Source organism: Synergistes jonesii (assembly GCF_000712295.1).
Lineage (GTDB): Bacteria > Synergistota > Synergistia > Synergistales > Synergistaceae > Synergistes > Synergistes jonesii.
The window spans coordinates 1-11353 of the sequence record NZ_JMKI01000022.1 but is presented as its reverse complement, the minus strand read 5'-3'; the positions used below and the strand labels follow the sequence as shown (position 1 = coordinate 11353).

Here is an 11353-nt window from a genome sequence, read left to right as displayed (position 1 = left end):
GGGTATTTCGAGCCCCACTTCTCTTCAAGTCTGTCAAGCCCTTCCTCGGCCTGCTCCAGTGTAGGAGCCTGATAGACACCCTTCAAATCATTCATAAAAGCCTTAATGTCCTTGTAAGAGACGAATTTTGTCGTGTAACGGATCTGATGGACAATGCAGCGCTGGATTTCGGCCTTGGGATATACGGCGCTTATCGCATCTGCAAAGCCTGTCAGGCCGTCGACGGAGATAATGAAAATATCTTCGGTGCCGCGATTACGGATCTCGTTAAGGACACCGACCCAGTACTTGGCGCTCTCATTTCCGCCGACCCACAGGCCAAGGACTTCACGATGCCCGTCCAGTCTTGTCCCAATAGCAACATAAACGGCTTTCTTGACGGTTCGGCCGTCCTGCCTCACATTGAAATGCACGGCGTCCATAAAGACGACTGCATACTTTTTGGCCAGCGGCCGGTTCTGCCATTCTTTGGCAATCGGCAGAATTCGATCCGTCATTCGCGAAATCATTTCAGCAGAGGCATCCACACCGTAGATAGACTGCAGGTGAGCCGAGATATCCCGGGTCGTCATGCCTTTTGCATACATGGACAGGACCTGATCCTCTATATTTGAGATATCGGTCTGGTTCTTTTTGACTGACTGCGGTTCGAAGTCACCCTTGCGGTCTCTGGGGACGTCGATCGGGATATCTCCGGCCGAAGAGGTGACTGTTTTAGGGCTGTAGCCGTTGCGGCTGTCATCTGTATGCTTGTTCTTGTAGTCATATTTGCTGTAACCGAGATGGTCATCCATCTCGGCTTCCAGCATCTGCTGGATCGTATCTCCGAGAAGATCCCTCAGCATAGCCTGTACGTCCTGGGCGTCTTCCGGTTTGTAGTGGGAAAGGAGACTCTGAATAAGCGCTTTTCTTTCCGGTGTCAGTTTTCTCTGTCTTGCCATAAAAATATCCTCCTGGATTGAATTTATCTTAACACCAATCCAGGAGGCTTGCTTTCTTCTCTATGGAGTTTACACAGAATTTGTTATACTCTCGATTTCTAACGCGCTCCCTTGCCATTTTACCCACTCTTTTCGCTTGGGTCAACGGCAGTTTTTGTTTAAAAAATCCTATATTAAATTGTCATGGTCCGGTCCTGCACTTAATAAATCGGAGTTTCACAATGTCTGTCGATCTCGTGCGTTTTCTGCGTTATTACAGGGCGACGTGCCGTCAGATAAACGAATCCACTGCGCCGCGTTTTACCCCCATCGCTTCACGTGCCATATACCGTTCTGTTCTCCAAATATAGAATAGCACGCTGTCATATTCGTCGTCTATAATCTTCTTCACATCAACTTTCAAAGCCTCAAGTGCTGCCGGCGTCAGCTCGCCTTCAAGCACCGAGTTCTGAATCCACGTTAGGTATTTTCTTGCCGCCTTAAGCACTTTATTTACCCTCTTTTCTCCTACATCGTAGAACATAAGGACGAACAATGTCACCACCTGCTCACATAGGGAGCGTAATCAATATTTTCCATTATATGCTTTTGCAGCTTATATATCTCCATACGCACAAGCCCGCGGTAGCTGACTTTTCTTCCGAGCGTCGGATGCTCTATTGTCTCATTGACTTTTCCTTCCCAGGCGCGCAGAATTGTTTCGCGTCCCTTTTCGTTCAGATAAATTCCGCCGCCGCTCTGTTTTTCAAAATGCTTATCCTGAATCTCTTTTTTGTTGATGAGAGAGAATATCAGCCTGTCAACCATTATCGGCTTAAAAATTTCCGCTACGTCGAGGTTGAGGCTGAAGCGGCGGAAATTTGTCTCGTGCAGAAATCCTATGCGTGGGTCGAGGTGCGTGCGGTAGATCTGCGATAACGCTAAAGTGTAACACATAGTGTTCAAAAAACTTATGAGCGCGTTCATGCGGTTTGTCGGAGGGCGTCTCGTCCTTGTGAGCATTTTAAAGGCATCATCTTTTACCAGACGATCAAAAAACTCATAGTATTTTTCTCTCGCGTTGCCCTCTACGCCCATAAGTTCGGCAACGCCCGCGCATTCCAGAGCCTGCTCCGCGTAACCGTCAAGAAACTCCGCTATGTCCTCGGTGTCGATTGCGGCCCTACGCCTATAGTAATCCATGACCCTTTTCATATTTTCGATCGCGCCTCTCACGAAAGAGGATGCTATTTTTATTCTTTTCGCACTATCGGTGTAATGCGACGCTTGTGCAAGTATCACCGCGCCAGAGTTGAGGTGTTCGCGGGGATAAAACGTCCCTACATAATAGCCGTAGTGGTTGTAAACGTGCAGTATGACCTCTTTCTGCGAGATGAATTCAAGCAGACTCTTATTAAACTCAACTTCGCCGAATACGTTTATTTCATCAAGCGTCTCAACGGGCAGGAACTTTGGACTTTCATTTTCCCTTGCGATAAAGAGAGTGTTGTCTTTTCGCCTGAGTTCTCCGTTGCTTAAGAGATAAAGAGTCTTGCCCATCTAAGCATTCCACCCTTTCAGCGATTTAGCTCCAGCAATATTCGCCATAAGCGCATTTTGCGCAGTACTTACATTTGGTTAGTGAAGGAGGCGTTTCCGACGCGGATATTTTTTCTATTTCTGCGTACGCCGCGTCGAGCTGCCTGCGCAGAGCGTCGGTTAAGACAACCTCCGTTCTCTTTTTTTCTTTTGGATAGAGCAAGACGCCGCTTGCCGCAAATCCCTCTTTTTCCAATTCGTATAAATAATGCGCAAGCTGCAGCATCGACGCTTTTTCTGCGCGGCTGCTCTTTTTGATTTCTGAGACGACGAGCATTCCGTCTTTTTGCTGAAGAAAATCGATTTTATTGTCCCTAAAAGATATCTGATGCTTTTCTCTCGAATAGCTGTTCTGGTCGATAAGGCGGCCTATGGCGATATCTTCGTTTCTTTCTTCAGGGACAATTTTTCTCGCCATGAGCCATACTTCTCTGCGGCAAATACTGTAATACCACAGCAAAGTCCCGCCTATAGCGCTTTTCTCAGAAAATTCCATTCTTTTACTCCTGCGCGACAATGCCTCTACCATATGTCATCGCATGCCGGCTCGTCCTGGGGTTGAAAACCGGCCGCCGTGTGGTATACGGAGGTATCGCTTTCGCCGATGCCGTCTCTTCTGATGATGTAGTACTCCATATCGCCGATCTCCTCAATTTTAGTCTGGCTGCCGCCTATTATGCTCGTTTCGACGATCGATTCCCTACATTTGTTCATGAGCTTCCTATCTGCACCAAAAGAGTATTGGGACAATTCGTTCCTTAAAGATTTGATTTTTTCTCTGTTTTCTAATGATGGCTTCAAATTCCTTAGCTCTGCTAAAAGCGTATCTATCCTGCCATTGTCGACATAGACGGGCACTTCTTCCCTTTCATTTTTAAACAGAGGAGTAAAATCTTCCCATTCGCCTTCTTCGATTCTCTTCCACATAGAGTTGTTTTTAATCTTCGAAGTGAGCTCATCATAGTATTCCTCTACAATCGCGGTCACCTCGCCGTCGTCAAACTCCGGGTATTTATGCAGAAATTCTTTTGTGGTATCAAGCGTTACAGAGTCATAGACCATCGAAGCGTAAGGCTTGCCGCTGGAATTATTCAGCTCCGCAATCATGACAAGCCCTCTTTCGTGCAGCCCGCTTCTGTTGCAGCGTCCGGCGGCTTGAATAATGGAATCGAGCGGCCCCACATCTCGGAAGACCCATTCAAAGTCCAGGTCGACGCCAGCTTCAACCGTCTGCGTCGCTATAAGATGACATAGTTCTCCGGCTTTAATATGCGAAGCTATTTTTTTGATGACGCGCCTTTTATGCTCAGACGTCATCCAGCCGCTCAACACATAAGTGTTTTCTCCGAGAAATTCTCTTAGCACCCTATATGCATCAAGCGCCGCGCGTCTGGTGTTTAAGACGACCATTCCGGATTTTTCAGCGAAATCCACGCGATCCCCGCGCAAAAGCTCAGGCAGTTCCGACAGCTGATAGCCGCTGCCGATAAATTTATATCCATGGCGGCTTACAGGAAAAGCCGTCTTCGGTGCAAGCTCTTTTGCCTCTTGCACCATTACGGGCTGCGTAGCAGTCATCAGGACAAAAACCGTACCAAAATTTTTGCTGATGTAGGAAAGCGTTTTGCCAAATTCATACCAGTGCCTGGAGTCTATACCCTGTGGTTCGTCCAGCACGACGACCGCGCGGCTCAGACGGTGAAAGTCCATAGAAGCTGTCGCTTTGGGGTTATATATTGCATCCCATAACTGCACCATTGTAGTTGTAATAACAGGAGAGTTCCAGTAACGGAAGAGGGTCGACAGCCTTTTCCACGGCTTTTCCTGAATTTTTTCTGCCGCTCCCTCTCTGCCGTCCTTTGATATCAAGGCAAGGCTGTGATCTTCCTGCACATAATCTTCACCAAAGACTTCGCGCGCAAAGTCGGCGTTCTGTTCCACGACAGATATAAAGGGCAGGGCGTAAATGATCGTTTCATAGCCGAGCTTTTTCGCGATCATATGCGCGCTTCTGAGTCCGATATTTGTTTTTCCCGCGCCGGTCGGCAGCGTTAATGTGTAAATGCCCTCCGTCATATCAAGGCTTTTGATATTCTTGAAGCACTCCTTCGCCGTCTCCCCGCGCCAAAGGTCGACCCGCCCCCGGACTATGAAAGATTTTTCTTGGAAATCCGGCAGAGGCTGAAATTCCGTATAAGTGATCCCGACGGCGTTCATCCTGTCCGCCGCGACAAGCAGAGAAAGCGTGGTGCGAAGGCGGAACCAGTAGCCTGCGATTTCGGCTTCGTTCACACCATCTTCTGGAACGTTGTCGAAAAGGAAATCCCTTATATCTTCGGCGATAGCATCGCAGCCTTCCCACTCCCAGTCAGGTATAAGTAAGCGCATCTCGGAAAGCCATTTCATAAAGCCATCCTTTGCCCAGACAGTTTTTATATCGTTCCAGTTTTGGAGGTGTGTGTGATGCCGTCTTACAGCTTCCGCGGTTATGAATGCGTCGGATATCTCGCCGTCTTTGGTTAAGGGCAGTGAGAAGAAGGCGGAAGGGGCCGCGTGCTCAACCCCTTTGCCTCCATGCAGATGTTCTTGAAAAGCTTTTTGCGCTTTCGCGGCATCATGTGTTACTGCTGCCGGGACAACGGTTTTTTCGTATCTCGTACCAAGGCTGTGCTGTTTTAACAGCGCTTCTGCAAGACGGCAGCTTTCCAGGAGGTGATCTGTCAGCCTGTGTCCGGGGTGGCTTTCCAAATCACCATTCAGGGAACCAAGCAATAACGTCTTCCATGCATCTGGCAACATTTGCTTTGCCCTTCTCTTTCAGAACAATTTTGTTTACGCCGTCGGAGTATAGGACTTGCAAAGAGTTCTTCAGCGCGCGCTTTTCGTCAAACTCAAACGGCATTATCTCCTTGAATATTCTCTTTGTCGCGGAAAAATCTACCGATACTCCCTCCGCCAGAGGAATTACGCTGTCCACCGCGCCGCTGTAGCCGTCAAGAGGAACGTCGTCGCACTTGCCCACATAGGCGATATCCGATATTGCGTAGGCCATGCCAAGATACGGCGTATATATGAATTCTCCCTTTGAGAGTTTTTCATTCAGCCTTTCTTCAAGCGTGCCCTTAACGAAAACCCTATATTTCGGCGCATACAAAAATTGATGCTTTACCTGAATATGCGGCGATTTTTGAGGCTCTTTGACATTCCAGAAATTTAAAGCGCCTCTGAACCACCTCACAGGACTGCATATTTTGACGGCTATGCTCGTCCCAGCCATCCTGCGCCAATAAGCCGCGTTGCAGCCGTCGTCCGCAGACTCATTGTCTTCTCCTATAATCGCGCATATAAGCCCGGCTGCGGCGGTTGGCGGCAGAAAGGCGAATGAGACCGACGACGTCGTGGTATACGGCTTTCGGAACATTGCAATATCCGACGAACAATCAAATATCACCGCCATGCGGCTCACCTCACTTCAACAGATACTTTACCTCCAAGGAGCGATTTAATCTTTTCCAGAACGCCGATATTAAGAGCCATGTCTTTTATTATCCTTACGGCTTCGATCTCGTCTTTAACCTTTTCAAGCGCGGCGCAGAGCTTTGATGCGTCGACTGTAATGTCGTCGCAGCCGCGTATAGCCATCTGAGCGTCGGCGCTCATTTCCGCGCCGTTTAAATCTCTAATAGATATTTTTTCATCCATCGCCCCGATCGCGCCGCTGAATCCATCCGCATATTTTATTTCTATTAGCAGCCTCGGGGTATGTCCTATTTTGCTCCTCGTTATGAGGTTGCACGTACCGCTCCAGAGCGCTTGAAAAAGCGCTTCCAGGTCGTCGTCGGTGGCGCCTGTTTTTTCGGATGCGTACTGGTTTGCGATGCCGTAGCCGGCGATCAGTGCGAACGGGACAATATATTCGTTGCGGAAAGAGCGCTGTCCGCTGGAATCTTTAGTGGCGAAAGCGGCGGTACCCTGTATCATCATTACTTCGGCCTTGTGCAGAGAACGCCCCCATTTAAACTGGACCGGTCCGGTCCATGAAAATGATTCTTTGCCAAGGGCAAACGTAACGCCGAAGAGCCTTGTGTCTATGCAGTGTTCCAACGCCTCTTTACCCGTAGCTGCGTTGTGCTTCTTTTTCAATTCTTCAACCCTGGTGGCGAGCGTCTTAGGCTCACCGTCGACAAAGACATCCTTTCCGTCGCGTATCCACTGATCTCGCACGGTCCTCTTGACGCGCACGTCCGAGACGAGGATAGCGGAACTTTCATCGTCGTAGCGGGGATGATTGGCGTTCAGCGGGTCTCCGTTCGGGTTCGCGTCTTTTACCGAATAGACGAAAAGATACTCTCTGCGGTTTTTAAATGACATGATATTATTCCTCCTCAGCTTTCTTGAATAACTTCCAAAAATATTTTTCCGCGTTGAGAAACGCCACGGAAAAAACAAAATTACCGTCGACTCCCAAATCCCTCTCTCCGCATGTAAGAAGCATTTCTCCGGCTTCCGCCGCAATCGCTTTTAATTTTTCGGCGAGGTTTACGCACTTTATTATCCCGCCGAAAGCCTCCTGCTTAGCACCGGAAGCATCGTCTCTGCCCATATTTTTGACATAAATATCAATTAGCTTTGCCGCTTTCGAAATATGGCCGCGAATGTCCCTTCGCTGCATGCGCCCAAAATTCAGCTGTTTGTAAATAGGCGCCGCGTCTATAGAACTGCCGGGCGGCGTCTGCACAACGGCCAGCACGCCAAGTACGACTCCAGAAAGAAATACGCCGCGCCCCTCCGTTGTGGCAAGGTAAGGGTCTTTCATTCCGTTCAGAAAATCAAGCTTCATAATTAATCCTCCCCGTTCAGTCGATAGAGAAAATCTATGATGCAGTAAACATCCCGCGCAAAATACTTCGATTTGTTCTGCACCCATTCATGGTCCGCACACAGCCCCTGCAGCCTCGACACAAAAAACGTTTTTACCTCGTCAACATTGATGCATTCGCCCGATAATATTTTGCCCTCTATTCCAAGCATCCAGTCTTTCGCATAATTTCGTTCATTATCGCTTTTACCTGCAAGCTCCATTACTTTTGACCACATGAGTCCTATAATTCTGTACAGACGCGAGTTTGCACTGCCGTCGTTTGATAAATCAGACCTGCCTGTCGCATTAGCGGATATGCCCCACGTCTCTTCGATGTGCTTGAGCCTGGAAGGAGGAACGTCTTCAACCATTAACAGCAAGCGTTCCTGTGCTTGGTTTTTCTCCCAAAACACAAAGTGCAGAACAACGCTGTCGTCCATCTTCATAATTCTATTCGACAAGTGTCCTTCGTTGCTGAGCCCCTTGCTCAGAAAATCTTCGTTAAACTGTACGGCGTGTCCCATGTTGGCATTGCCCATAATCAGTTCAGGGACTACATAAATATTCACTCCATATATACTTTTTGAATCGGAATATTTTTCATCGATGCATGCTTTGCCGCCGGACAATGCCTTATAACAATCCTGACATATCGGGAACATTTTCCCCTTGCTTTTGTCGGACGCCTTAATGCCGGGGAGAAAATTCTCCTTATCAAATGTCGCAAACGCAAATATTTTATCTAAATTCACCGTTTCGGACGTCTGGGAGCGGCAAAGAGCGCATAATTTTTCACCGACGGAGCCGTTTTGCGAGCTGCAGCCTCCCCCAGCCCCCTGCTCTTTTAATCTGGAACGGAAGTATGAGAGGTATGCCTTCACATCCAGCGGATACATAAAATGACCGTCTTCGGATATTGGAGAAAATATGAGCAGGTACGAGGAACGTCTGTCATTCCAGAGCTCGGCGATCCTATCAACATTTTCTTTAAGACACTCCATAATCTTGTCAACGCTGCCCTCTGAAAAGGCTCCTTCTTTTTCAAAAGCATATAGCGTCGAATTGTATAATTTGTAAAATCTGCTTTCCGTATCTTTTCTCCATGAGTCGCCTTTTCCAAGAAGAGCATCTTTGGCGTTTGCGCAGCCTTTTCCCAGCTTATAAATTGGCGAAAAACGCCACTTCACATTGGCCCCGACCGGTGCGCGGTACAAGTACCTGCGCTTTTTTATCCTCTCCTCCCGGTATTTTATATCTATGCAGAAGATGCAAATGCTCTAACATATTGGGAAACGCCATTTTTATGATCATTGCTTCTTGTATTTTGTCTGACATAGGTATAAAGTATATCTATTCAGAGGTGATGGGCATGGAATATAAAACGCAAGTAATAAACGGCGCCAAATATGCTTATATCGATACTCCGTTCTGGAACTCCAAGAAAAAACGCGGAGAGCATAAGCGAAACTATATTGGCAAGGTCGTCGACGGCATATTGGTCCCAAACAAGAAGTTTCTTTTGGAACAACAGTTAGCTGATCAGCAAGCTGAGTTGAAGCAGTGTCCCGCGCAGGGCTGTATTAGGTTGTTTTATGGCGCTACCTACTTGATGGACTGTATTGCGGATAGACTTGGTATTGCCGACGATCTGAAGAGTTGTTTTGGCAATATTTCGGATGAAATCCTCTCTGTCGCATACTACCTCGTTTTAGAGGAAGGTCAGCCGATGTATCGTTTCCACAAGTGGGGAAGGACACATAAGCATCCATTTGCAGGTGATATTTCATCGCAGCGAATCAGCGAACTGTTCGGCTCTATTACCGAAGGGTCTAAGCTGGAGTACTTCCGCCGCCAGTCAAAACGCCGCTCTGAAAAGGAGTATCTTGCTTTTGATACAACATCTATCTCATCGTATTCTGAACTGCTGAAGCAAGCAAAATACGGGAAGAGTAAGGAGGACGACGATCTGCCGCAGATTAATCTGGCAATGCTCTATGGAGAGGGATCCAGGCTTCCCGTCTATTACAGGAAACTGCCGGGGAACATCCCAGACGTAAAGATAATTGAAAACCTCCTAAAGGACATAGGCTTCCTTTCGCTTGAAAAGCTGGATTTGGTTTTAGATCGTGGTTTCTATAGCGAAAAGAATATCAACGACCTGATGAAGCGTCACCACAAGTTCCTAATCGGAGTAAAGGCTTCGCTGAAAATTGTAAGTAATCGTCTCAATGCAATTCGTGACGGTTTTGTAACCAGGGCTAACTACAACTCCGACTTACATCTGTATGTCGCCACATTCAAGGAGCAGTGGGATTACACGGAGCTAAAGCCGCGGAACGGTGAGATCATTCACGACAAGCGCCGCGTATACTTGCACATTTATTTCAATGATCGGCGCTGCGCGGATGAGCGCGACAGGTTCAATCATATGCTCGACCGGTATGAAGAAGAACTTCGCAGCGGAAACCGCAGGGATGATCATGAACCCGCCTACGATAAGTATTTCAACGTACGCGAAACAGCTAAACGGGGCCTAAACATCACTTACAAGGAAGAGGCGATCCGCAGGGCTGAAAAGGATTACGGTTATTTCGTCCTTATGACGAATGGAATAAAGGAGCCGGCAGAGGCTTTGAGAATCTATCGACTGCGCGACCTGATTGAAAAGACTTTTGGAAACCTCAAAGAGAGGCTGGATATGCGAAGGATGTCCGTCTCCTCTGAAGAAAATTTCGAGGGGAAGCTTTTTATCCAATTTGTCGCGTTGGAGTTGATGTCTTACATTAAGAAAGAGATGGAAGCAAACAATCTATTTCGTAAATATACTATGCAGTCGCTGCTGGATGCGCTTGATATTATCGAATACTACCAGCAGCCAGGCAGAGCCCATCATCTATCTGAAATCACAGAGAAACAGCGCAATCTTTATGAGCTTATGGGTTTCTGTGCGCCGTCATAGATATAAAATTGGTAGTGTAACTTATTCTGTGTAAACCCCTTGCCCCTGGATCGATGTAAGACATCAAAGGGTTACCGTTACTGCTTCAGTATCACCATAATGACATACGCTATCCGGGCTGTCAATGGACTGCAGCCCGGACTTTTCTTATAGGCGTTTAGGGCTATTCCAGATCTCCGGGTTCTATGCGTTCCTCAAAGTAAATGCACAGCTGTGACAGAATTTTACTCCAGTCCCTGTCCCTGCCGGTCCACTTTTCAGTGATGTCCATCGTCGCAAGATAAAGGAGCTTGAAAAGGGCGTCGTCTGAGGGGAAGATCGTACGTGTTTTTGTCACTTTCCTGAGCTGCCGGTTGTAGTTCTCGATCTGGTTTGTCGTATAGATCATCCGGCGCAGCTCATAGGGATACTTGAAATAAGCGGATAACTGAGGCCAGTTGTTCCGCCAGCTCGCTACCGAAGACGGGTATTTCGAGCCCCACTTCTCTTCAAGTCTGTCAAGCCCTTCCTCGGCCTGCTCCAGTGTAGGAGCCTGATAGACACCCTTCAAATCATTCATAAAAGCCTTAATGTCCTTGTAAGAGACGAATTTTGTCGTGTAACGGATCTGATGGACGATGCAGCGCTGGACTTCGGCCTTGGGATATACGGCGCTTATCGCATCTGCAAAGCCTGTCAGGCCGTCGACGGAGATAATGAAAATATCTTCGGTGCCGCGATTACGGATCTCGTTAAGGACACCGACCCAGTACTTGGCGCTCTCATTTCCGCCGACCCACAGGCCAAGGACTTCACGATGCCCGTCCAGTCTTGTCCCAATAGCAACATAAACGGCTTTCTTGACGGTTCGGCCGTCCTGCCTCACATTGAAATGCACGGCGTCCATAAAGACGACTGCATACTTTTTGGCCAGCGGCCGGTTCTGCCATTCTTTGGCAATCGGCAGAATTCGATCCGTCATTCGCGAAATCATTTCAGCAGAGGCATCCACACCGTAGATAGACTGCAGKGAGC

11 protein-coding genes are annotated in these 11353 nt (G+C 47.9%); 1 reads left to right on the top strand and 10 read right to left on the bottom strand.

Translation table 11 applies throughout. The features are described from left to right. The 9 genes from EH55_RS05330 to EH55_RS05290 form a co-directional block, all read right to left on the bottom strand. Window positions 1-941: IS256 family transposase (locus EH55_RS05330; RefSeq protein WP_051682677.1), on the bottom strand; the 941-nt coding region annotated here is incomplete at its 3' end. 271 nt (window positions 942-1212) lie between these two features. After that, window positions 1213-1482, bottom strand: a complete 270-nt coding sequence (cas2, locus tag EH55_RS05325) for a CRISPR-associated endonuclease Cas2 (RefSeq protein WP_236617080.1) — start codon at window positions 1480-1482, stop codon at window positions 1213-1215. Next, window positions 1479-2480 carry a type I-B CRISPR-associated endonuclease Cas1b gene (cas1b, locus tag EH55_RS05320; protein WP_037975488.1) on the bottom strand — a complete coding sequence of 334 codons (1002 nt, stop codon included), beginning with the start codon at window positions 2478-2480 and terminating at the stop codon, window positions 1479-1481. Before cas1b ends, cas2 begins: the two co-directional genes overlap by 4 nt. 25 nt (window positions 2481-2505) lie before the next feature. Next, window positions 2506-3015, bottom strand: a complete 510-nt coding sequence (gene cas4 / locus EH55_RS05315; protein ID WP_037975487.1) for a CRISPR-associated protein Cas4 — start codon at window positions 3013-3015, stop codon at window positions 2506-2508. A gap of 26 nt (window positions 3016-3041) precedes the next feature. After that, complete coding sequence (locus EH55_RS05310; RefSeq protein ID WP_081839453.1) at window positions 3042-5318, bottom strand: CRISPR-associated helicase/endonuclease Cas3; 2277 nt, start codon at window positions 5316-5318, stop codon at window positions 3042-3044. After that, complete coding sequence (gene cas5b / locus EH55_RS05305) at window positions 5269-5976, bottom strand: type I-B CRISPR-associated protein Cas5b (protein ID WP_037975484.1); 708 nt, start codon at window positions 5974-5976, stop codon at window positions 5269-5271. Before cas5b ends, EH55_RS05310 begins: the two co-directional genes overlap by 50 nt. A gap of 5 nt (window positions 5977-5981) precedes the next feature. Then, window positions 5982-6890 (bottom strand): type I-B CRISPR-associated protein Cas7/Csh2, encoded by a 909-nt coding sequence (gene cas7b, locus EH55_RS05300; protein ID WP_037975482.1) that lies wholly within the window; start codon window positions 6888-6890, stop codon window positions 5982-5984. 4 nt (window positions 6891-6894) lie between these two features. Then, the gene (locus EH55_RS14765; protein ID WP_037975480.1) at window positions 6895-7359 is read right to left on the bottom strand and encodes a TM1802 family CRISPR-associated protein; all 465 of its coding nucleotides are present in this window, start codon (window positions 7357-7359) and stop codon (window positions 6895-6897) included. A 2-nt stretch (window positions 7360-7361) separates the two neighbouring features. Beyond that, window positions 7362-8612 carry a TM1802 family CRISPR-associated protein gene (locus EH55_RS05290; protein WP_256261503.1) on the bottom strand — a complete coding sequence of 417 codons (1251 nt, stop codon included), beginning with the start codon at window positions 8610-8612 and terminating at the stop codon, window positions 7362-7364. A 137-nt stretch (window positions 8613-8749) separates the two neighbouring features. Here EH55_RS05290 and EH55_RS05285 point away from each other — a divergent pair, with 137 nt between their 5' ends. Then, on the top strand, window positions 8750-10339 hold the full coding sequence (locus EH55_RS05285; RefSeq protein ID WP_201769342.1) for an IS1634 family transposase: 1590 nt from the start codon (window positions 8750-8752) through the stop codon (window positions 10337-10339). A gap of 163 nt (window positions 10340-10502) precedes the next feature. Here EH55_RS05285 and EH55_RS05280 read toward each other — a convergent pair. Continuing rightward, on the bottom strand, window positions 10503-11353 hold an 851-nt coding region (locus tag EH55_RS05280; RefSeq protein ID WP_037975475.1), incomplete at its 5' end, for an IS256 family transposase.

Coding starts and splice junctions, on each gene's coding strand:
- cas1b (WP_037975488.1), bottom strand. CDS start 2,480: ATGGGCAAGACTCTTTATCTCTTAAGCAACGGAGAACTCAGGCGAAAA.
- cas4 (WP_037975487.1), bottom strand. CDS start 3,015: ATGGAATTTTCTGAGAAAAGCGCTATAGGCGGGACTTTGCTGTGGTAT.
- EH55_RS05310 (WP_081839453.1), bottom strand. CDS start 5,318: ATGTTGCCAGATGCATGGAAGACGTTATTGCTTGGTTCCCTGAATGGT.
- cas5b (WP_037975484.1), bottom strand. CDS start 5,976: ATGGCGGTGATATTTGATTGTTCGTCGGATATTGCAATGTTCCGAAAG.
- cas7b (WP_037975482.1), bottom strand. CDS start 6,890: ATGTCATTTAAAAACCGCAGAGAGTATCTTTTCGTCTATTCGGTAAAA.
- EH55_RS14765 (WP_037975480.1), bottom strand. CDS start 7,359: ATGAAGCTTGATTTTCTGAACGGAATGAAAGACCCTTACCTTGCCACA.
- EH55_RS05285 (WP_201769342.1), top strand. CDS start 8,750: ATGGAATATAAAACGCAAGTAATAAACGGCGCCAAATATGCTTATATC.